This is a genomic window from Streptomyces sp. HNM0575, from assembly GCF_012726265.1.
GTDB lineage: Bacteria > Actinomycetota > Actinomycetes > Streptomycetales > Streptomycetaceae > Streptomyces.
Genome location: NZ_JAASAG010000002.1, coordinates 39,319 through 61,270, shown reverse-complemented (window position 1 = coordinate 61,270; position 21,952 = coordinate 39,319). Strand labels below are relative to the sequence as shown.

The window sequence follows — 21,952 nt, the reverse complement described above, 5'->3', positions numbered from 1 at the left end:
CTCCGGGAGTTCCGCAGGCTCCGCACGGCTGCCGGTCTGCCGCAGCGACACCAGGCGCGGCAGGATACGCAGCGCCGCCCTCGGCGGAGTGGACGGAGTGGAGGTCGGCGACGACGGCCGCACCCTCACCGTCACCTTCCTCGGCAAGGCACCGCACGGCGTCGGCCCCGGCAACGTACGCATCGACGGCGGCCGTCGCATCACCGGGCTGACCGCCGAGAGCGTCACCGTGGAGCGCGAGGAGGACCCGGGGCTCGACGACCGGATGACGGTCGTGCTGGACCGTACCGGCGACAGGTCCTCGTATCTGCTCTCGCTCGTCGCGGAAGGGCCCGGCGGGCGGCCGGGCAGCGAGCCGTATCCGGGGTTCGACCAGCGGTACTTCAGCGCCGCGTTCCGCTTCGGCGCGGACTGCCCTTCGCCGTTCGACTGCGCCGACGGCTGCGGCTGCGGTTGCGGTTGCGGCGGTGGAGGCGGGTGCGCGGAGTCCGCGGCCGGAGCCACGGGCGCGGGTGCGGGCACGGGCACGCACGGAGCCCCCGCTCCCGTAATCGACTACACGGCACGCGACTTCGACACCCTCCGCCAGGTCGTCCTGGACCGGCTCGCGCTGACCGCGCCCGACTGGCGCGAGCGCCACGCCGCCGACCTCGGCACCACGCTCGTCGAACTGCTCGCCCACACCGCCGACCGGATCGGCTACGAGCAGGACGCCGTCGCCACCGAGGCGTATCTGGACACGGCGCGCCGCCGCGTATCCGTACGACGGCACGTGCGGCTCATCGACTATCCGATGCACGACGGCTGCAACGCGCGGACGTTCGTGACCCTGGAGGTCGCGGAGCCGCTGGTGCTGCCCCCGTACGGCTACCGCTTCGCCGCGATCGACGTGCGTACGCCCGGACTTCATGAGCCGCCCGCCCCCGGCACCGTCCTGGACGAGGAGGAACTGGCGGCCCTCGACGAGCGGGGAGCGGCGGAGGTCTTCGAGCCGCTCGGCGACCGTTCGCTGCACCTGCACCCCGCGCACAACGCGATCCGGCTGTGGACGTGGGGCGACGAGCAGTGCTTCCTGCCCGAGGGGGCCACCTCGGCGACCCTGCGCGACGAGTGGGCGGACGACGAACGCACCTGCCGCACACTGCGGTTGCGCCCCGGCGACCTGCTGATCCTGGAGGAGGTGCTCGGCCCGCGCACCGGCACCCCCGGCGACGCGGACCCGGCCCACCGGCAGCCCGTCCGGCTGACCTCCGTCACAGAGGGGATCGACGAGCTGGAGGACCGGCCCGTACTGGAGGTGACCTGGGCGCCCGAGGACGCCCCGGACTTCCCGCTGGTGCTCTCCACCGTCGCCGGGCCGGACTGCGAACCGGTCGCCGACGTGACCGTGGCACGCGGCAACACCGTCCTCGTGGACCATGGGCGCTCCCTCACCTGGGCCGGGGCCGAGCCCGAGTGGACGGTGCTGCCCGGCGAGCCCGCCGTGACGGCGTCCTGCGAGCCGCAGCCCGGCTGCGCGGACCGGCGGTCCGGCAACCCGCCCGCCCGGCTCGTCGGCTCCCTGCTGCGCGAGGCGGACCACGGCCGTCAACTCGCCCCGGACTCCGTCCGGGAGCTGCACCGGCTGTTCGGCGCGGACGCCACGGCGCGCGCCGGGATCGGTCTGGAGAGCGCCGGGCTGCGGGGCGCGGGGGCGCCCCCGGCCGGTGGCGGGGAGCGGGTCTTCCCCGCCACCGTGCACGGGCAGGCCGCGGCGCTGCGTACGCTCCTCGCCCAGTCCGTGTATCCGGGCATCGCGCCGCGGCCACGGCCCGTACTGGAGAACCCTCCCCCGAGCTCTGGCCGGGGGTACCCCCACGTCGTGCAGGCCGTGCCGTATCCCGAGCCGCGGCATGTCGCGGGCGGGCAGGCACGGCGGCTCGCGGCCGTTCCGGAAGCCGTACGGCAGCGGCTCACCGCGCTGTGGCGCTCCGCCCGCGACCGCGACGGGCTCTCGGACGACGAAGTCGCCGAGCTGACGGTGCTGTTCGGGCTGGACGTGCTGGAGCGGCTGGCGCTGGAGGAGCGTCCCGCCGCGGCGCTGCGTGAGCTGCTGGCCCGCAGCGACCACTACCTCGTGGGGAAGCTGCGGCGGCTGGAGGTCCTCACCGCCCGGGCCCGCGCGGGCACCGTGCTGGACGGGCGCATCGCCTGGGAGATCGCACAGACCTGGGGACGGGCGTACGCGGCGGGGCTGCACCCGGACGATCCGGTGCTGCACGGGCCGGCGTCGGCGTCCGTGCAGGATCCCCGTTCGGCGCTTCCGGCGGTGGTCGCGGTCGTCGCGGTCGGCCACGAGGGCGCCGGGGACGACCGGAATGATCGCGGCGACCGGGACGAAGACGGAGAGGGAGGCGGAGGCGGCGGCCTCGGTGGCGGTCGCGACGGATTCCAGGTGTGGCGCCCGCGCCGCGATCTGCTCGAAAGCGGCCCGTACGACCGCCACTTCACCGGCGAGCTGGAGGACGACGGGCGCCTCGCGCTCCGCTTCGGCGACGGTCTGTACGGGGCGGTGCCCGAGCCGGGCAGCAGGCTCGCCCTGCACTACCGCGTCGGGGGCGGCCCGGCGGGCAACGTCGGCGCGGAGGCCATCGGACACCTGGTGCTCGGCCGCGACCCCGACGTCGTGGACGCGGCCGAGGCGCAGCCCGTCGCCGGAGTGCGCAACCCGCTGCCGGCCACGGGCGGCACGGCACCCGAACCGGTCGACCAGGTACGGCAGTTGGCGCCGCTGAGCCTGAAGCGCGAGCGGCTGCGCGCGGTCACCGCAGAGGACTACGCGCATCTCGCGGCGCAGGTGCCGGGCGTGCAGCGCGCGGCCGCCGAGATCCGCTGGACGGGAAGCGTGTCGGAGGCGCACGTCGCCGTCGACGGCTGCGGCTCGGCGGAGCCCGCGGCCGGGCTGCTGGCGGCCGTCGAGCAGGCGTTGGAGGGCTTCCGCAGGATCGGTCACGACCTGGTCGTCCGGCCCGCGCAGAGCGTTCCGCTCGACATCGCGGTCACGGTGTGCGCCGCCCCCGGGCACCAGCACGGGCAGATCCTCGACGAGCTGTACCGGGTGCTCGGACCGCGCCGGCTGCCCGGCGGGCGCGGGCTCGGCTTCTTCCACCCGGACGCGCTCACGTTCGGCGAACCGGTCAGGCTCTCCCGCCTGGTCGCCGCCGGAGCGGCCGTCGCCGGTGTGGAGAGCCTCCAAGTGACCAGGCTGCGCAGGCAGTTCCACGAGGTCCCCCTCGCTTCGCGGGGAGGTGCCCCCAGAGGAGAGCTGGAGGACGGAGTGCTGCGGCTGGGACCGCTGGAGATCGCGCAGTGCGACAACGATCCGGTGCTGCCGGAGAACGGCAGGCTGGAGATCACGCTCGCGGGTGGGGGCACCCCCGGCGACGCCTGGGGGAGTGACGCCCGATGAGCCCAGCACGTGACGACTCCGTACGTGACGACTCCGTACGTGACGACTCCGTACGTGACGACTCCGTACGTGACGACTCCGTACGCGACAACTCGGCACGCGACAACTCCGCACGAGGCACCGGGAGTTCACGAACCGGGAGTTCACGCATCGTCGGCGTCGGCGTCGGCGTCGGCGTCGGCGTCGGCGTCGGCCGCGGCCCCGGCTCGGGCTGCGGCTCGGGCTGTGGCTGCGCGGGACGGGGCCATGACGAGACCCGTGCCCCCGCCGCCCTCTACAACCCGCCGGGCCGCACCGCGCTGGAACTGCGTACGGGCACGCACGGCACATTCCTCGCCGCGATGCTCGACCGGCTCGCCTCGCCCGCCTATCCGGCCCTGCGCGGGCTGACCGCCCGTACGACCGACGACCCGGCGATCGCGCTGCTCGACGCCTGGGCGGTCCTGGGCGACCTGCTGACCTTCCACTCCGAACGCATCGCAGACGAGGGTTACTTGAGGACGGCGGACGAGCACCGCTCGCTCGCGCTGCTGGCCCGGCTCGTCGGGCACCGGCCGCGTCCGGGCGTCGCGGCGGACACCCATCTCGCGTACACGGTCGACCGGGATCCCCGCGCCGACCGTGACACCGAGGTGCTCATTCCGCGCGGCTCCCGCAGCCACAGCGTGCCGGACGCCTCCGAGGACGAGGCGCAGACGTACGAGACCGACGAGGACCTGCTCGCCCGTGCGGCCTGGAACCAGCTGAAGGTGCGGCGTCGCCGTCCCTCCCTGATCGTCCCGGGCGATCTGGAGAAGCGTTCCGAGATCCATGTGGCGGGCACGGCCGACTCGGTGAGGAAGGGCGACAAGCTGCTCTTCGTCTTCGGCGGGAACGAGTACCGGCTGCTGTCCGTTGCGGACACCCGCATCGACCGCGACGACGACCTCACCGCGATCCGGCTGCCGCGCTCGGCACCGCCGAGCCTGGAAGAGCTGGTGGAGCTGCTGCGCTCCTGGATCACCGTGCCCGCGGCGGAGGAACCGGGGCAGGAGGACGGGAGTGCGCAGGACGAGGCGCGGCCCGTGCCGAACCCGCGGCCGGTCAGCAGGCTGATCGAGGACTTCGACGAGCAGGTGCTCGCACCGCTGCGCGACGACCTCGAACAGCTCACCGCCCCGGGGAAGTTCGTGCGCAGGCTCACCGGCCCGCGCGAGCGGCTGGCCGAGGCGGAGGCCCTGGCGGCGCCGTACGCGGAAGCCGCCGCATGGTTCGCGGAACTGGCCGCCGTCATGGCCGAACTCAGTGAGCGCGCCGCCGAGTTGGGCACCGCCGACGACTCCGTACCCGACTCGCCGCAGACACCCGCGCCGACCGCCGGGGGCCGCGAGTCCGCCGCGCCCGCAGCCGAGGGCACGGGAACCACCGGGACGGACACCGCCGCGCTGCGGGTGCTCGACTCGCTGCTCCCCGCCTTCCGTTCCACGGGCCGTACCGGGGCCGGGCCGCGGGGGCGTCCCGCCTCCGGTGCTCCCGCATACGGGCAGGCGCCCTTCGCGGGCGCGGGTCTCGGCACCGGGCTGCTCGGGGCGCTGCATCCCGCCGCGGCCGGTGAGCTGTACGGGGCGTGGCAGCGGGCCGACGCCGCGGGCGTCTCCGTGGGGCACGCCCGGCCCACGGCGTTCGCGCCGGGCTCGCCGGGTGCGCAGCCCGTGCCGGACGCGCTGCGTGAGCTGCTGGCGATGCGGGTCACCGCGGCACCGTTCGGTTCCACGGCCCCGCTGAAACCCGTGCAGGACCAGGACGGCCGGAACGTGCAGCAGACCGACTGGCCGCTGAACGGTGCCGAACTCACCGGCGTCCGCATCGAGTTCGACACCACGGGGAAGGTGCCGCAGCGGGCCGAGTTCGGTTACGCGCGCTACGACCTGTCCCGGCAGCGCACCGAGGCGCTGCCCGCCGAGACCTCGTTCCGGCTGGGCCCGGGCCGCGTCGAACTGCACACGCGCAGCGGCCAGGACCACGGCCTCGGCTGGCTCAACCGCCGCCCCGAGACCTCGCAGGAGCCCGGCATCACGGTGCGGCTGCATCCGGGTCTGCCGGAGCGCACCGTGTTCATCTCCCGCCCCGGCGACGAAGGCGCCGTCCAAGTGGCCGTGCACAACGGTGAGACGGCGGGCTGGCTGCTGAAGCCGGGCGAGGAACAGCGTGAGCGGCAGGGCGACATAGAGATCACCGTCCGCTACACCACCCGCAGCGAACCCACGTGCGTCGAGGTCGTGCTCGCCACGATGCCGGACCCGGAGGGCCGCAACGTCCTGCGCCTGGACGGAGTCCACGACGGCATCGAGGTGGGCAGCCGCATCGCGATCCGCAGACCGCGCAAGGGCGCGAAGGGCGGAGTGCCGGGCGACCGCGCGCTCGCGTCCGTCGACACCCGTGTCACCGCCGCGCGTACGGCCTCGTACGCGGACTACGGCATCACGGGCCGCGGCACCGAACTCACCGTCGCCGACCCCTGGCTCGACGAGCACGACGTGCTGCTCTCCCACATCCGGGACACCACCGTGCACGCGGCGGGGGCCGAACTCCACGTCGCGGACGAGCCGTTGCCCGACGACGTGCACGGCAACGAGATCGTCCTGGACCGTCTCTACGAGGGCATAAGGCCCGGCCGCACGATCGCCGTCACCGGTGAGCGCAGCGACGTGCCGCACACCTCCGGCGTCCGCGGCACCGAACTCGCCGTCGTCGCCCGCGCCGAGCCGTACCTCGACCCGCTGCTGCCGGGCGACCACGTGCACACCGTGCTCACCCTCACCGGCGACCTGGAGCACCGCTACCGCCGCGAGACCGTGCGCGTACTGGGCAACGTCGTCTCCGCCACCCACGGGGAGAGCCGCGAGGAGGCCGTCGGCAGCGGCGACGCGGGCCGTACGCACCAGACGTTCCGGCTGTGGCAGGCCCCGCTGACGTGGCTGCCCGACCCCGGCCCGCTGGGCGCCCGTCCCACCCTGGAGATCCGCGTCGACGGGCTGCTGTGGCACCCGGTCGACAGCCTCGCCGGCCGGGGCCCCACCGAGCGCGTCTACGTCATCGGCACCGGCGGCGACGGCCGTACGACGGTCACCTTCGGCGACGGCGTGCACGGCGCGCGGCTGCCGTCCGGCCACGAGAACGTCCGTGCCCGCTACCGCTTCGGCACCGGCGCGGACGCCAACGTCGCGGCGCAGCGCATCACCCAGCCCGTCACGCGCCCGCTCGGAGTCACCGCGGTCACCAACCCGGTGCCCGCCTCCGGCGGCGCCGACCCCGACGGGCCCGTGCATGCCGCGCCGTCCCGCAGGCCCGGCCGGCTGCCCGCGGGACGGCGCCGCATACCGCTCGCCGTCTCCGCGCTGGACAGGCTCGTCTCCACGCGGGACTACGAGGACTTCGCGCGATCCCGGGCCGGGATCGGCAGGGCCGTCGCCCGTGAAGTCACCGACGGCAGGCGGCGGTTGCTCCACCTGACCGTCGCCGGCGACGACGACATCCCGCTGGAGCCGGACTCCAGGACCCTGCGCGCCCTGCGTTCGGCCCTGGCCGCGTACGGCGACGCGCGGCTGCCCGTACGGGTCGACGTACGGGAGCGCGTGCTGCTGGCCGTCGCCGCGAAGGTCAAGGTCGCCCGCGACCACGCCTGGCGCGACGTCGAACCACGGCTGCGCCGCGCCCTGGAGGCCGAACTTGGCTACCAGGGGCGGGACTTGGCCGTACCGGCCCGGCCCTCCGACGCGCTGGCCACGGCACAGTCCGTGCCCGGCGTCGACTGGGTCGACCTCGACGTCTTCACCGGGATCCCCGAGGGCACGACGCCGCAGCGGATCGCCGAACGGCTGGCGAATCCGGGGCCGCCGCGCACCGTGCCGGCCCAACAGGCGTCGTATGACGAGCAGTTCCACCTCGTCACCGCGCCCGGCGGGGAGACGCTCAGCCACATCGCCGCGGAGCGCCGCATCCCCCTCGGGGAACTGCTGCGCCTCAACCCCGACATCACCGACACCCGGCCGCTGCCGCGCGGCCGCTCCGTATGCGTCTTCCGCGGCATACGGGCGGCGCAGTTCGTGCTGCTGCCGGAGAAGTCCGCCGACACGCTCGTCCTGACGGAGGCCGAACAGTGACCAGGCAGCCGGACCACATCGCCGACCTGCTCCCGCAGTGGCACCGCCTGCGGGACGCCGAGCAGGGGGAGCCGCTGCGCGCCCTGCTCGCCGTCATCGCCGAACAGTCCGACCGGATACGCAGCCAGGTCGAACAGGGCTATGACGACTGGTTCGTGGAGACCGCCGACGAGTGGGCGCTGCCTTATCTGGGCGACCTCGTCGGCCACCGGCCGCTGCCCGGCTATGAGCGGGTACTGGCCCCCGGCGGCCCGGACGGCCTGCCCGACGCGTCGCGCCGCCGCCTCGCCGAGGTGCTCTCGCCGCGCCGCGACGTGGCCGCGACCGTCGCCAACCGGCGCCGCAAGGGCACCCTGCCGCTGCTGGAGGAGCTGGCCGACGGCGTCGCCGGCTGGCCCTCCCGTGCCGTCGAGCTCTCCCGTCGGCTCGCGCACCATCAGCCGGTGCGGCTCTACGGTGCGGCGACACCCGCCGCCGATGTGCGCAGGGCCGCACGAGGCCGGCTCGCCGACGTCCGCGACGGCGACGAACTCGACCTCGCCGCGGGCCCGTTCGGCTCCCTCGCCCGCACCGCCGACGTGCGGCGCGCGGAGTCCCGGCGCCGGCAGGGCGGGCACACCCCGGCCGGCGTCGGGCTGTACGTGTGGCGGCTTCGCCCGTACTCCGTCACCAGGGCCCCGGCGTACTGCATCGACCGGGCCCGCAACCTGTACACCTTCTCCGTGCTCGGCAACGACACCCCGCTGTTCACGCGGCCCGAACCCGAGCCGCACGCCGCGCACATCGCGACGGCGGACAACCTGCCCGACGCCATCGGGCGCCGCCGCCTCGCGGACCGGCTCGCCGACTACTACGGGCCGGGCAAGAGCCTCACCGTGTGGCGGGACGGCCAGGAGGAGCCCGTGCCGATGGAGGACATCGTCGTGGCCGACCTGTCCGGCTGGCGCTACCGGCCGCGGCGCGGGCAGATCGCCGTCGATCCGGAGCTGGGCCGCATGGCGTTCGGCTCCAGGTCGGCGCCCCGGCAGGGCGTGTGGGTCACCTACCACTACGCGTTCTCCGACGAGCTGGGCGGCGGAGAGTACGTACGAGACCGCCCCGAGACGCCCGGTGCGACCGTCTACGGGGTCGGCCCCGCACAGCCGCACCAGCGGATCATGGACGCGTACGCGCAGTGGCGCGAGGACCGCGCGAACGGCGCCTGCACGGGCGAGGGCATCCTCGAACTCCACGGCGGCACCTTCCAGGAGCAGCTCGACTTCGACCTGGAGGCCGGCGACAGGCTCCAGCTGCGCGCCGCCGAGGGCACCCGGCCCGTCATACGGCTGCTGGACTGGTACAGCAACCGGCCGGACGCCCTCAACATCCGTGCCGTAGAGGGGAGTCCGGGACAGGCGCCGCCGCCCGGCGAGGAGCCGCGGGTGGTGCTCGACGGGCTGCTGGTCACCGGCCGGGGCGTCCATGTGACCGGTCCGGTCGGCGCGGTCGTGCTGCGCCACTCCACGCTCGTGCCCGGCTGGAGCCTTCAGGAGGAGTGCAGCCCGCACTCGCCGCAGGAGGCCAGCCTCGTACTCGAATCGACCACCGCCTGCGTCGAGATCGACCGCAGCATCCTCGGCACCATCGAGGTCATCGGCGACGAGGTCGGCACCGATCCGCTGCCGCTGCACCTGCGCGACAGCATCCTCGACGCCACCGGACACGACCGCGAGGCGCTCTCGGCCCCGGACTGCCGGCACGCGCACGCCGTGCTGCACGCGCACCGCAGCACCGTCATCGGCGAAGTGCACACGCACGCCGTGCGGATCGCGGAGAACAGCATCTTCACGGGGACCGTGCAGGTCGCACGGCGCCAGGTGGGCTGCATGCGCTTCAGCTACGTGCCGTACGGCTCGCGCACGCCGCGCCGCTTCCGCTGCGTCCCCGACCCGGAACGTCCCGGCACCGCCGCGGACCGGCCCGTGTTCACCAGCGAGCGCTACGGCACGCCCGCGTACGCGCAGCCGGCCGCCGCCTGCCCCCGCAGCATCAGCCGCGGCGGCGACGACGGCGGCGAACTCGGCGCGTTCCACGACCTGTTCCAGCCGCAGCGCACCGACGCCCTGCGCGCGCGGCTCGACGAGTACACCCCGGCCGGAACGGACGCCGGGATCTTCTTCGTGACCTGACCTGACCGACCGCATCCGCCCGGTCCGGCCCGCCGGTTACGGGCGCAAGCTTCCGTCCGCACGCAATGCCCGTACCGCACCGGGCACTTCAGAGGGGGACCCCTTCCATGCACGCAGATCTGTCCCGCAGCACATTCCGGCCGCAGCGGCACTACTCCGCCGTCCTCGCCCAGCAGGGACGCGTACAGCTGGACGCCGACGCCAACGAGCAGACGGCCATCCAGCTGCACCGCGACCGCACCGTCACCGCCGACCTGATAGGGCAGCACGGCGGGCCGAGCGGGGCCGCGGGGTTCGCCGTCGAGTTCGCGGCGGGCAGCGGCGAACTGGACGATCTGAACATCGGCTCCGGGCGCTACTACGTCGACGGCATCCTCTGCGACGCCGCACGACCGGCACCGGGCGTCCCCGTACCGGACGACAGGAGCGGCGACGGCGGCGACGGGGACGCGGGAGACGGCGGAGACGGCAAGCAGCCCGGGCCGCCGGACCACTGGACCTACTGGGACCAGCCCGGCGCGCACCTCGACCCGGAGCGCCCAGGCGACCGGCTGCCCGCACGGCCGTTCCTGGCCTATCTGAAGGTGTGGGAGCGTGCCGTGACCGCCGCGGAGGACCCGTATCTGCGGGAGAGCGCGCTCGGCGCCGCCACCACCGACACCGCCGCCAGGCGCAAGGTGATCTGGCAGGTGCGCACGCTCCCCGGCGACGTGCTCGGCGTCGAGGGCGACGAGCCCGGCAAGGACGCCGTACGTGAGGCCTTCGCCAAGTGGACGCGGGAGAAGGACACTTCGACCGGCAGGCTGGGCGCCCGCAGCGAACGCCCCGACGGCGCGGACGACGAGCCCTGCCTCGTACGGCCCGACGCCCGCTACCGGGGCCCCGAGAACCAGCTGTACCGGGTGGAGATCCACCAGGGCGGCGACGCGAAGACGGCGGGCTTCAAGTGGTCGCGTGAGAACGGCTCGGTGACCTTCCCCGTCGACGAACTCGACGGCACCTGGGCGGCGTTGGGCACCCTCGGCGACGACAGCGCGCTCGGGCTGACCGTCGGCGACCTCGTGGAGTTCACCGACACCGCCACGGCCGAACGGCTCGACGTCACACAGCTGCTGCGCATCGAGGAGATCGACCTGCCCGGCCGTCAGGTGCGGCTGTCCGGCGAACCCGAGACGTACCGCCCGCAGAAGAACCCGTATCTGCGCCGCTGGGACCACCGCGCGCCCGACGGCCCCTCGCCACGGGGCGGCCGAAGCGCCCGGAGCGGCCGGGGCGGGGAGGAGGGACGGCTGCGGGCCGGGGCCCTCCCCGTCGAGGAGGGCCGCTGGCTGCCGCTGGAGGACGGCGTCGAGGTCTGGTTCGCCGAGGGCGGCACCTACCGTACGGGCGACTACTGGCTGATCCCCGCCCGTACCGCCACCGGCGAGGTCGAGTGGCCCGCGGACGCCGCACGCCGCCCGCTGCTCCGGTCCCCGGCCGGCATCGCGGTGCACTACGCGCCGCTCGCCTGGGTGATGGGGGAGCGGGCCGCATCCGACCTGCGCCACGTCTTCAAGCCGCTGGCCTCTCCCGTGCCCGCGGCGACCGACGAGGAACTGGCGGTCGAGGCGGAGGCCGCGGCCGAGGAGGACTACGAACAGCGGCGTGCCGAAGCCGACTCGGCACCGCTGTACCCGGGCACCGGCGGCCAGTGAGACGTCCGGCGGGCATTCCGGGAACGAAGGGCGTCGCGGGAGCCGAGGGTCTCCGGGGCGTCGAGGGAAGTCAGGGAAGGGGGACACGGCCATGGCGAAGGCACTGAGCGCGGACCGGCTGGTCAAGGCGCTCAAGGATGAGGGCCTCACGGTCCACGAGGTACGCAACTGGCGCAGCCACAACCGCAATTCGAAAGGGGCCTGGGGCCCGCTGAACGGCGTGATGATCCACCACACCGCCAGCTCGGGCACCGACGGCAGCGTCCAGCTGTGCTACAACGGCCGCTCCGACCTGCCCGGCCCGCTCTGCCACGGCGTCATCGACAAGGACGGCGAAGTGTGGCTCGTCGGCAACGGCCGCGCCAACCACGCCGGTCTCGGCGACGGCGACGTGATGGCGGCGGTCGTCGCGGAACGCAACCTCCCGGCCGACAACGAGGCCGACACCGACGGCAACGCCCGCTTCTACGGCTTCGAATGCATCAACCGCGGCGACGGCAAGGACCCGTGGCCCAAGGCGCAGCTGGAGGCCATCACCCGTGCCTCCGCGGCCATCTGCCGCGCCCACGACTGGTCCGAGCGTTCCGTCATCGGCCACAAGGAGTGGCAGCCGGGCAAGACCGATCCGCGCGGCTTCACCATGGACGGCATGCGGGGGCGCATCGCCGACCGGCTGAAGAAGAAGCCGGGCGACGGCGGCAAGGTCGGCGGCGGTGACGGCGACGGCGGAGGGGGCGGTGACGGCGGTGGCGGTGGCGGTGGCGGGAAGCCCGCCCACGAGCCCTTCCCCGGACGGGACTTCTTCCACGAGGGCCGCACCAGCGCCGTGATCACGGCCATGGGCAAGCGTCTCGTGGCGGAGGGGTGCGGCGAGTACAAGGTGGGCCCCGGCCCCGACTGGACCGAGGCCGACCGCAAGTCGTACGCGAAGTGGCAGCGCCACTGCGGCTATCGGGGCAAGGAGGCGGACGGCTACCCGGGCCCGGACAGCTGGAAGAAGCTCAAGGTCCCCAACGTCTGAGCGGCGGGCGGGCACCGGCGCCGGTGCCCGCCTCCGCTACCCGGCCGCCTCCGGTATCCGCCCGGCTCCGCTTCCGTCCCGGGCGCGGACACGGGTGCCGCCACTGGTCCCGGGGCCCGCCGCCCGGCCCCGGGCACCGTCCGGCTAGCCTCCTTCCCGCACGTGTGTGCTACGCAGCCCACCGCGGGCCGAGAACAGGGAGGGACGCCGTGCCGAACGGGCAGCCGGCGGAAGCGGCGGACACCGCCCCCACGCAGACCGAGGAGCGCCGGCTCCGCCGCGACCTCGGCTTCTGGGGTCTGACGGCCATCGGCTTCTCCAACATCGTCGGCTCCGGCTGGCTGTTCGCCGCCATGTACGCGGCGCAGACGGCGGGACCGGCGGCGCTGCTGTCATGGGTGGGCGCGGGCCTGCTCGTCGGTCTGATCGCCCTCGTCATGGTCGAGTTGGGCGCGTCGCGGCCGGAGGGCGGCGGCACGGTCCGCTGGCCCCTGTACGCCGGCGGACGCCTCGTCGGCACCCTCATAGGCTGGTCGGTGCTGCTGTCCGTGGGCGGCACCGCGGCCGAGATCAGCGCGATCATGCAGTACGCCGACCACTATCTGCCCGGCATCTACAGCGGGGGGACGCTGACCGCCTCGGGGCTCGGCCTCGCAGTCGGCCTGAGCGTGCTGCTGACGGCGCTGAACTGGTTCGCCGTGAGGATGTTCGCCAGGGTCAACAACCTCGTCTCGGCGTTCAAGGTGATCGTCCCCATACTGACCGTCGTCGCGCTCGTGGCGTCCGGCTGGCACTCCGGCCGGCTCACCGACCACGGCGGCTTCGCCCCGTACGGCTACGCGGCCTGCCTGAGCGCCCTCGCGGGCGGCGGAATCGTCTACTCCGTCAACGGCTTCCAGGCGCCTCTGGACTTCTCCGGCGAGACCCGAAGGGCCCGCCGCATCGTGCCGGCCGCCGTACTCACGGGCATCGCGCTGGCCCTTGCGATGTATCTGGCGCTCCAGATCGCGTTCCTTTACGCCGTGCCGGAGAGCATGCTCGGCGGCGGCTGGAAGGGCGTCAGCTTCGACTCCCCCTTCGGGCAGCTCGCACTGATCCTCAACCTGCACTGGCTCTCCAGCCTGCTCTACGCCGACGCCGTGGTCTCGCCCGGCGGTTCGGCGTACGTGGGCGTCGCGGTCAACGCCCGGCACACCTACGCGCTCGCCAAGAACCGCACGCTTCCCCGGTACTTCATGCGGGTCGACGAGAAGACGGGCGTGCCGCACCGGGCGCTCCTGCTCAACTTCCTCGTCATCGTGGTCTTTCTGCTGCCGTTCGGCGGCTGGCAGAGCATCGTCACGGTCATGGGCGACATGTATCTGCTCATCTACGCGGCCTCGGCCGTGGCCGCCGCGGTCTTCCTCGCCGAGCCCGGGGGCACCACGGCCGGCTGGGTGCCCGGGCTGCGCTGGATCGCGCCGGTCAGCTTCGTCGTGGCGAGCGAGTTCGTGTACTGGTCGGGCTGGGACGAGCTGCGGATCGCGCTGCCGCTCGTACTGGGCGGCCTGCTGCTCTTCCTGCTGATGCGCCGCGGCCACCAGGGCGGCGAGTCGCTGGGCTCCGAACTGCGCACGGGCGCCTGGCTGGTGGTCTATCTGGCCGCCCTGACCGCGCTGTCGTGGGCCGGTTCCTTCGAGGGCAGCGGGCGGCTGCCCGCACCCTGGGACACGGCGGCGGTGGCGGCGCTGTCGCTGGGCCTGTTCTTCTGGGCGGTCCGTGCGGGCGTCGCGTACCGGGCGTCGCTGAAGAGCCCGGCCTGAGCGGGACGGGTCTGGGGGGCCGGTCTGAGGGGGCTGGTCTGAGGGGGACCGTACGACCGCAGGCGCGGGGCCCGGCCGCCGTGACGCGGCAGCCCGGCCTCTCGGGGGGAGGAAGAGGCCGGGACCGGCGCGGGAGTTCGCAAGACGCCGAAGGGCGTCCGGGACGTCAGGGAAGGATGGAGTCGACGTAGCCGCCGTCCACCCGGAGCGCGCCCCCGGTGGTGGCCGACGCCAGCGGGGAGCTGAGGTAGACGGCCATGTTGGCGATCTCCTCGGGCTCGATGAGCCGCTGGAGCAGCGACTGCGGCCGGTGCTCGATCATGAACTTGCGCTGGGCCTCGTCCCACGGCAGGTCCCGGCCGACCAGCTCGTACACGAAGTCCTCCACACCGCCGGTGTGAGTGGGCCCGGCGATCACGGAGTTGACCGTGACCCCGGTCCCCGCGGCGTCCTTGGCGAAGCCGCGCGTGACGCCGAGCAGGGCCGTCTTCGACATCCCGTAGTGGATCATCTCGGCCGGGATGACGACGGCCGAGTCGCTGGCGATGTTCAGGATCCGCCCCCACGAACGGTCCTTCATGCCGGGCAGACAGGCGCGGATCATCCTGACCGCGGTCAGCACGTTCACCTCGAAGTACCGGCGCCACTCGTCCTCCGTGATCTCCAGCGCCGGAGTCGGGCCGAAGACGCCGAGGTTGTTGACGAGGATGTCCACGTCCGGGGCGGCCGTCGCGACCTCGCGGGCGCCGTCGTCGCCGGTGACGTCGCCGGGCGCGGCGACGAACGCCTCGCTGCCCGTCTCCTCACGCAGCCGTGCGATCGCCGCCTGGACGGACTCCCGCCGCCGTCCGTTGACGGCCACGCGCGCGCCCGCTCTGGCCAGGCCGGCGGCGATGGACCAGCCGATCCCCTGGGTGGAACCGGTCACGAGGGCGGTGCGGCCTGTCAGGTCGATGAGCACGTGTTCTCTCCTCGTCGAAGGCGGACGCGGTGGGTCTGGTCGATCCACTCCGACCGAGCGTACCCAGCGGCCTGTCGACGGCGCGGAGGCCGGGCGGGCCGAGCGGACCGGGCTCGCCCCGCAGGCCGTTCCCGTTCCTGTGCGCTGCTGCCACCGGGCCGTTCCGGACGGGCGTCAGGCGCCCTCGGCGTCTCAACGCCCCTCGCAGCCGGGCGAGTTCGCCGTATGCGACGGTGCGCGGCGGTGCGGCCCGGCGGCGCCGCGGCACTCGCCCGACGCGGAAGGGCCGCCGAGCGGTAACTCGGCGGCCCAGTGCAGAACACGAGCAACCGATTGCATGCGGATAAAACCCTCGCGGAGTTCGCTGGCAACGGTCCGCGCGGGTGCCGCATTCCCACTGAGGGAGATCACCCATGCTCGCTGCTTCCAGCGTAGCCACCGACACCGGCGCGTACGCGGTTTCCATCGCAGGCTCGGAGGACGAAGTACGCGCCGCCCAGCGGCTGCGCCACCGGATCTTCGCCGAGGAGAAGGGCGCACGGCTGCGCTCGCCGCTCCCCGGGCACGACGTCGACGTCTACGACGAGGTCGCCGACCACTTGGTCGTCACGTCGCGCGCAGACGGCGAAGTCGTCGGCACATACCGGGTCGTGCCGCCCGCCCGCACCGAACGCCCGTACTCCGAGGGCGAGTTCGACCTGCGCGCCCTGCCTCCGGAGGTCAGGACGTCGATGGTCGAGGCCGGCCGTGCGTGCGTACACCCCGATCACCGCTCGGGAGCGGTGATCAACGCCATGTGGGGCGGGCTCGCCCGCTACATGCTGCTGTCCGGGCACCGCTATCTGGCCGGCTGCGCCTCCGTACCGCTGGCCGACGGCGGGCAGTCCGCCGCCGACGCCTGGCTGCTGGCCACTTCCAGGCACGCCGCTCCGCCCGAGTTCCGGGTCCACCCGCTCGACCCGTGGCTGCCGCCGGGACCGCTGACCGCACGGCCGAGCTACGCGGCGCTTCCCGCGCTGCTGCGCGGCTATCTGCGAATCGGCGCCTGGATGTGCGGCGCGCCCGCCCACGACCGGGACTTCGGCGTCGCCGACTTCTTCGTGCTGCTCGACATGGAGCGGCTCAACGAGCGCTACCGGCGCTACTTCCTGGGCGCGGGCCGTTGAACGCCTGGGACGTCGTCTCCCCCTGCACCCAGCGGTGCGTCACACCGCCGTACGGCGACCGCGCGGGCGCCCGCAACCGGCGGGTGCCCGCAACGGCCCGCAACGGGCGGATGCCCGCGGCGGCCCTGCTCCGCCGGTACGCGTCGCTCACGGCAACCGTGGGCGGCGCGCTGGCGGACGGTACGCGGCTCGCCGAGCCGCGGGTGCTCCAGCGCCGTGCCCGCTCCGTGCTCGACGCGCTCCGCGTCGGCCTGGACGCCACGGGGCCGCTGCGTGTGCCCGGCACGGCCACGGGGACGCTGATCGTCGCGAACCACGTGTCCTGGCTGGACGTCGTCGCGCTGCTGGCCGTCGAGCCCGTCCCGCTGGTGGCCAAGCGGGAAGTGGCCGGGTGGCCGGTCGTGGGACCGCTGACCCGCAGAACGGGCAACCGCTTCCTCAACCGGGACGCGCCCCGCGAACTGCCTGTGTTCGTACGGGAGTTGGCGGCGCATCTGCGCGGCGGCGGATCGGTCGCGGTCTTCCCGCAGGCGACCACCTGGTGCACGGCCCCGGGCGGCCCGTTCCGGCGTGCGATGTTCCAGGCGGCGCTGTGGGCGGCGGCGCCTGTACGGCCCGTCGCCGTCGACTACGACCGCCACGGCACCCGGAGCACGTCCGCGGCCTATGTCGGGGGCGACACCCTCACCGGTTCGCTCCACAGGGTGGCCGCCACCGGCGGGCTCAGCGTCCGCATACGGGCCCTGCCGCCGCTGCTGCCGCAGGGCCACGACCGCCGCTCACTCGCCGCCGCGGCGCACGCGGCGGTTTCGGGGGCGGTCGGCGGTGCCGGCCTCGTCGGCATCGGTGATGTGGTCGCTATCGGTGTCGGCGGTCCCGGCGGTCTCGGTGGCGTCGGTGATGTGGGCGGTGTCGGCGGTGTCCCGTCCCGCGCGCCGTGCTGCGGCGGCGCGTCACGGCGGGCGGAGGACCGCACGGCTGCCGCGTCGCATCCATGAGCGCGCCGGGCCGGGGGAGAGGTCCCGTCCGGGCGTGACGGCGCCCCGGCGCGGGTGGTCGACGGGAGCTCGCGCCGGGGGCGCCCGTCGTGCGCTCAGGTCTCCGCCGCGCGCGAGGGAAGCGACGTGCCGGAGCCGTGAAGCGGGGGCCGGGGCGCCGGATCCGTGCAGCGCGGGCCCGGCCCGCCGGAGCCGTCAGGCGCTCTCCGGCTCGCCCGTCTCCCCGCCCGCCGTGGCCCGGACGCGACGGCGGCCCAGCAGGGCGCTTCCCGCGATCACGAGGCCGATGGCGATGACCTTGGCGGACTGGTAGTAGCCGGTCGCCGGCATCTCCGGGGTGCCGGGCAGCCGGAAGAAGACCCAGCCCGCCGCGAGACCCCCGAGGACGATCAGCGCGACCGCGCCCCACGTCCCCAGATCCGCCCACCAGGGCTCCGGGGCGTATGCCTGGATCCGCTCGCCGGTCTCTTCAACGTCCTTGTCGGTCACGGGAGTTCTCCTGCGGGGGTGGTGGCTGTGCGAGGGAAGACGCGGTCCTGTCGCGTGCGGTTCAACGGACGTGCCGTGATCTCCCGCGCCGCGCCGCGCCGTTCCGCGCCCCGCGCGCCCGCCGTCCCGGTCTTCGCCGTCGGGATCACCGCCCGTGGGCGGTCACCGTACGGGCGTAGCGCCCCGGAGCGATCCCCACCAGCCGCTTGAAGTGCCGGTTCAGATGCGACTGGTCGTAGAAGCCGGCCGCTGCCGCGACCTGGCCGGGCGGCCGACCGTCGAGCAGCAGCCGACGGGCGCGGTCGACGCGACGCGTCATCAGGTACTGGTGCGGGGCGATCCCGAACGCCGCGGTGAAGGCCCGCACCAGGTGCGTGGGATGGGCGTGCACCAGCTTCGCGGCCTCGTCCAGGGCCACCCCCTGGAGGAGCCGTTCGTCGAGGAGTTCCCGCAGGCTGTGAGCCACGCCGCGGTCGCGTGCGGGAGGGCGGTGGACGAGCCGCGGCCGCAGGTGGCCGCGCAGCCGCTCGCCGATCAGGGCGAGACGGCAGTCCGCCTCCAGTTCGTCACCCGGGTTCTCGAGGGCGGTGTGCAGCTGTCCCACGCGCCGCCGCAGTACGGGGTCGACCAGGTCGGGCCCGTCGACCGCGGGGCCGATGAAGCTCTCGTCGAGCCGGGTCAGGTCCAGATAGAGCACCCGCTTGCGGAAGCCGCCGGGGGTCGCGGGCGAGCCGTTGTGCGGCACCTGCGGCGGGAGCAGGGACACGGTGTCGTGCGGGGTGCCGTGCTCGTGGCGGTCGAGGTCGTAGCGGACCGCGCCGTCGTCGACGATCAGCAGGGTCCATGCGTCGTGTACGTGCATCGGGTACGAGTGCCGGGTGAAGCGGGCGTGGAAGACCTCCACGACACCCGGGACCCGCGGGCGCCATGCGGAGATCTCCGGTCGGCCCACCATGCAAAGAACGTACAAGACGGCTCGTTGCGACGGCCGTCAGTCTCGGAGCATGACCACCGAGCACACGCCCGTACGCTTCGACACCAAGATCGCCGTCCTGCTGCGCGAGGACCTGGAGCCCTGGCAGCGGCTGAACGTGACCGCGTTCCTGGTCAGCGGCCTCGGCTCCGAACTCCCCGAGGTGATCGGCGAGCGATACGCGGACGCCGACGGCACCTCCTATCTGCCGATGTTCCGTCAGCCCGTACTGGTCTTCCGGGGCGCGAAGGAGACGCTGACCGCCGCGCACGGCCGGGCCCTCTCCCGCTCGCTCCACCTCTCGGTGTTCACGTCCGACCTCTTCGCAACGGGCAACGACCGCGACAACCGCGCGGCGGTACGGGCCGTGCCCAAGGACCGGCTGGACCTGGTGGGTCTCGCCGTGTACGGGCCGCGCAACGCGGTGGACAAGGTGCTCAAGGGCGCCTCGATGCATCCCTGAGGGCAGCGCATGAAAAGGTCCCGTACCCGCTCGTCGCGAGCGAGTACGGGACCCTGGCGTTCACAGCCGACGAGTCACGGCAGGTCGGTCACCGGAAGGTGTTCCTTCGGCGCAGCCACCACACCTGGGCGCCACCGGCGGCCACCACCGCGGCGGCGATCCCGATGATCACGCCGATCGGGGTGCCGGAGCCGGTGCCGGTGAGTTCGCCGTCCCGGTCCTTCGCCACCTGGGCCGACTCGTCCTCTGCGGAGGACAGCCCGTCCCGGCCCGTGGCCGAGGAGGCGGAGTCGTCCGTCTTCGAATCCGGCTTCGAGCCCGGCTCCGGGTCCACGGCAGCGGACGACTCGTCCCGCTTCGCGGCCGAGGAGATGGAGCCGTTCGACTTCGAGTCCGGTGCCGAGGACCGCTCATCGCGGGTGGCGGTCGAGGACTTGGAACCGTCCTGCTTCGAGGACGGCTTCGAGTCCGCTCTCGACTCGGGCTTCGAGCCCTCCTTCGAGCCGGAGCCGGACTTCGCGTCCGGCTTCGACTTGGAGTCGGACTTCGACTCCGAGCCGGTCTTGGAGCCGGAGCTTGAGCCGGACTTCGAGTCGGGCTTGGAGGACGGCTTGTCCGGCTTCGACGGCGACTTCGCGGGCGGCGCCGAGTCCGAGTCCTTCCCCTTTCCGCCACCCGTTCCCTTGCCGTCGTCCGGGCAGGTCTTGTCGTCGTTGATGCAGTCCACGGCCTCCTTCATCAGGTCCTCAGGCATGACGTTGATGAAGTCGCTGTGGTCCGTGATCGGCTTGTGCAACTGCTCCGGGAAGGAGTCGACGGCGAACGGCGTATCGGTGTCGAGCAGATTCTTCTGCGGGATGTCGTACTTGATCGTCTGCTGCACCTGCGGGATGTTCTGGAACCCCTGGGGGCAGTTGCCCTGGTCGTCCGAGAACTTCATGTGGTCGCGGTGGTTGCCGCTGTCCGTGTTCTTACCGTCCCAGCAGTTCTGGAACTTGAACGTACGGATCGTCTTCTTGCCCTCGGGGCAGATCGGGTACTTGTCCTTCAGCTGACGGTCCTCGAAGCCCTCGCAGCTCCACGACGCGTTGGCGTTCTCGTCGCCGTTGGTGAAGGACTTGGCGTCACCGGTGATGATGCGCAGGAAGCGCGGCATCTCGGTCACCCGGTCCGCTCCGCCGGAGGTCAGTTTGATCGTCGCGTCGGGGTCGAGGATGCTGCCGACGTTGAGGTCGTTGGCACCGCCGTCACCAGGCTGGGCCTCGGCACCCTGGCCGCCGCCGACCTTGTCATCGCCCTGGCCCTGATCCTGACCCTGATCCTGACCTTGGTCCTGACCCTGGCCCTGGTCCTGGCCCTGGTCCTGGCCTTGGTCCTGGCCTTGGTCCTGTCCCTGGTCCTGTCCCTGGTCCTGGCCTTCGGCGGGGGGCTGCTGCTGTCCCTGGTCCTGCTCCCCGGCGGGCGGCTGCTCCTGGCCCTGATCCTGGCCTTGATCCTGTCCCTGGTCCTGTCCCTGGTCCTGGCCTTCGGCGGGCGGCTGCTCCTGTCCCTGGTCCTGACCCTGGCCCTGGTCCTGACCGGCGTCCTCACCGGTCCGGTGGCCCTGCGGCTTCTGCTGGTCCTGGCCGCCCTGCTCCTTCTGGACGTCGCCCTCCTGCACGGCGCCCCGCTGGTCCTCGTTCCCGTCCAGCGAACGGATCACGGGCCAGTAGTGCGTCGACTGGTCACCCTTGGCGCACGTGGTGCGGGCCGCGGCGAGGGACTCGTCGCTGGACCGCGCGTTGGTGTCCTCGTTACCCACGTAGTCGTGCACGTGGTGAGCACCGTTGAGAACACCGGGAGCGGCGATCACGTTGTCCGAATTGAAGTGCTCTTCCTCGTTGTTGCCGCACTTCGTCTCGAAACTGCCGCCCTTGTCCTCGGCCTTGGAGGTGTTGGGCTGGACGTCTTCGATCTTGACGAAGTCCTCGGCGACCGGGCCCTGGACCTGCTTGCCGTCGTCGCCTCCGCCCTGCTGGCCGTCCTGGGTGGCCTGGTCCTGCATCATCCGGCACTGGGCCATGGACTGCATGTCACCGGGGGCCTGGCCGCCGGCGTTCCGGATGTCCTGCCCCATGCTCCTGATGGTCTCGGAGCGCTGCTGCTTCAACTGGCCGAGGGCCTCCTCGGAGTTCTGCTCCTGGGAGTTCCACTGGCCGTAAGCCTGCGCGACCTGCCGGTCGAGAGTGGCGAGCTTCTGGCCCACGGGCTCCTTGGCACCCTTGGGTACCTGGCCCAGTGCGAGGCTCACATCAGGACAGTCGATCGTGCTCGCGGCAGGAGCGGCGTCGTCCGATCCCGCGAAGGCGCTCACACCGATCGCCGCTGCGCCGCCACCACCGACCACCAGCGCCGCGACGATCGCTATCGATCTGTTCGCCGTATGCGAGCGTCTGTGGCCTTTTCTTCCCATATCGACTTCACTCCACTCATATCGCGTCATTCAGCGCCCCGAATTACGCGAGCCCGGTTTCCAGGGCTGCGAGATGTTCGAGGACAATGGCGTTGGGTCAGGTCGTCGCGAACGACAACACCATTGAGTTGCAGGTCTGATCGCGTGCAAGGCCAAGGCCTACGAGGGGCCTGAA

At 73.1% G+C, this 21,952-nt stretch carries 13 protein-coding genes; 9 read left to right on the top strand and 4 right to left on the bottom strand.

What is annotated here, in order from left to right:
* The first annotated feature begins 28 nt into the window (after positions 1-28).
* From HCC61_RS04240 to HCC61_RS04215, 6 genes are all read left to right on the top strand, one after another.
* The gene (locus HCC61_RS04240; protein WP_169134490.1) at positions 29-3,448 is read left to right on the top strand and encodes a putative baseplate assembly protein; all 3,420 of its coding nucleotides are present in this window, start codon (positions 29-31) and stop codon (positions 3,446-3,448) included.
* Positions 3,445-7,590 carry a putative baseplate assembly protein gene (locus HCC61_RS04235; RefSeq protein ID WP_169133924.1) on the top strand — a complete coding sequence of 1,382 codons (4,146 nt, stop codon included), beginning with the start codon at positions 3,445-3,447 and terminating at the stop codon, positions 7,588-7,590. The genes HCC61_RS04240 and HCC61_RS04235 overlap by 4 nt, the downstream gene beginning before the upstream one ends.
* Positions 7,587-9,758, top strand: a complete 2,172-nt coding sequence (locus tag HCC61_RS04230) for a hypothetical protein (RefSeq protein ID WP_169133923.1) — start codon at positions 7,587-7,589, stop codon at positions 9,756-9,758. The genes HCC61_RS04235 and HCC61_RS04230 overlap by 4 nt, the downstream gene beginning before the upstream one ends.
* Positions 9,759-9,865: 107 nt before the next feature.
* The gene (locus HCC61_RS04225) at positions 9,866-11,452 is read left to right on the top strand and encodes a DUF6519 domain-containing protein (RefSeq protein WP_206322109.1); all 1,587 of its coding nucleotides are present in this window, start codon (positions 9,866-9,868) and stop codon (positions 11,450-11,452) included.
* Positions 11,453-11,543: 91 nt separating this feature from the next.
* Positions 11,544-12,473, top strand: coding sequence for a peptidoglycan-binding protein (locus HCC61_RS04220; RefSeq protein WP_169133922.1), 930 nt, complete (start codon positions 11,544-11,546; stop codon positions 12,471-12,473).
* Positions 12,474-12,682: 209 nt separating this feature from the next.
* Positions 12,683-14,275 (top strand): APC family permease, encoded by a 1,593-nt coding sequence (locus tag HCC61_RS04215; RefSeq protein ID WP_169133921.1) that lies wholly within the window; start codon positions 12,683-12,685, stop codon positions 14,273-14,275.
* A 166-nt stretch (positions 14,276-14,441) separates the two neighbouring features.
* On the opposite strand, the gene HCC61_RS04210 is transcribed toward HCC61_RS04215, so the two are convergent.
* Positions 14,442-15,236 carry an SDR family oxidoreductase gene (locus tag HCC61_RS04210; RefSeq protein WP_169133920.1) on the bottom strand — a complete coding sequence of 265 codons (795 nt, stop codon included), beginning with the start codon at positions 15,234-15,236 and terminating at the stop codon, positions 14,442-14,444.
* 413 nt (positions 15,237-15,649) lie between these two features.
* Between HCC61_RS04210 and HCC61_RS04205 the strand changes: the two genes are divergently transcribed.
* Entirely contained in the window at positions 15,650-16,402 is a 753-nt protein-coding gene (locus HCC61_RS04205) for a GNAT family N-acyltransferase (RefSeq protein WP_169133919.1), read from the top strand.
* Positions 16,399-17,400: a lysophospholipid acyltransferase family protein gene (locus tag HCC61_RS04200; protein ID WP_206322108.1), complete on the top strand. Its 1,002-nt coding sequence runs from the start codon at positions 16,399-16,401 to the stop codon at positions 17,398-17,400. Before HCC61_RS04205 ends, HCC61_RS04200 begins: the two co-directional genes overlap by 4 nt.
* Positions 17,401-17,595: 195 nt before the next feature.
* Here HCC61_RS04200 and HCC61_RS04195 read toward each other — a convergent pair whose 3' ends face one another.
* Positions 17,596-17,889 (bottom strand): hypothetical protein, encoded by a 294-nt coding sequence (locus HCC61_RS04195; RefSeq protein ID WP_169133918.1) that lies wholly within the window; start codon positions 17,887-17,889, stop codon positions 17,596-17,598.
* 145 nt (positions 17,890-18,034) lie between these two features.
* A complete protein-coding gene (locus tag HCC61_RS04190; protein ID WP_169133917.1) occupies positions 18,035-18,844 on the bottom strand; it encodes an AraC family transcriptional regulator in 810 nt (269 codons plus the stop codon).
* A gap of 49 nt (positions 18,845-18,893) precedes the next feature.
* Between HCC61_RS04190 and HCC61_RS04185 the strand changes: the two genes are divergently transcribed.
* Positions 18,894-19,325, top strand: coding sequence for a DUF2000 domain-containing protein (locus HCC61_RS04185; protein WP_169133916.1), 432 nt, complete (start codon positions 18,894-18,896; stop codon positions 19,323-19,325).
* Positions 19,326-19,413: 88 nt separating this feature from the next.
* On the opposite strand, the gene HCC61_RS04180 is transcribed toward HCC61_RS04185, so the two are convergent.
* Positions 19,414-21,777, bottom strand: coding sequence for a DUF1996 domain-containing protein (locus HCC61_RS04180; RefSeq protein ID WP_240968481.1), 2,364 nt, complete (start codon positions 21,775-21,777; stop codon positions 19,414-19,416).
* Positions 21,778-21,952: the final 175 nt, after the last annotated feature.

What these genes read in the sequence shown, in the direction of transcription:
- HCC61_RS04235 (WP_169133924.1), top strand. Translation starts at nt 3,445, where the DNA reads ATGAGCCCAGCACGTGACGACTCCGTACGTGACGACTCCGTACGTGAC.
- HCC61_RS04225 (WP_206322109.1), top strand. Translation starts at nt 9,866, where the DNA reads ATGCACGCAGATCTGTCCCGCAGCACATTCCGGCCGCAGCGGCACTAC.
- HCC61_RS04220 (WP_169133922.1), top strand. Translation starts at nt 11,544, where the DNA reads ATGGCGAAGGCACTGAGCGCGGACCGGCTGGTCAAGGCGCTCAAGGAT.
- HCC61_RS04205 (WP_169133919.1), top strand. Translation starts at nt 15,650, where the DNA reads ATGCTCGCTGCTTCCAGCGTAGCCACCGACACCGGCGCGTACGCGGTT.
- HCC61_RS04190 (WP_169133917.1), bottom strand. Translation starts at nt 18,844, where the DNA reads ATGGTGGGCCGACCGGAGATCTCCGCATGGCGCCCGCGGGTCCCGGGT.
- HCC61_RS04185 (WP_169133916.1), top strand. Translation starts at nt 18,894, where the DNA reads ATGACCACCGAGCACACGCCCGTACGCTTCGACACCAAGATCGCCGTC.
- HCC61_RS04180 (WP_240968481.1), bottom strand. Translation starts at nt 21,777, where the DNA reads ATGGGAAGAAAAGGCCACAGACGCTCGCATACGGCGAACAGATCGATA.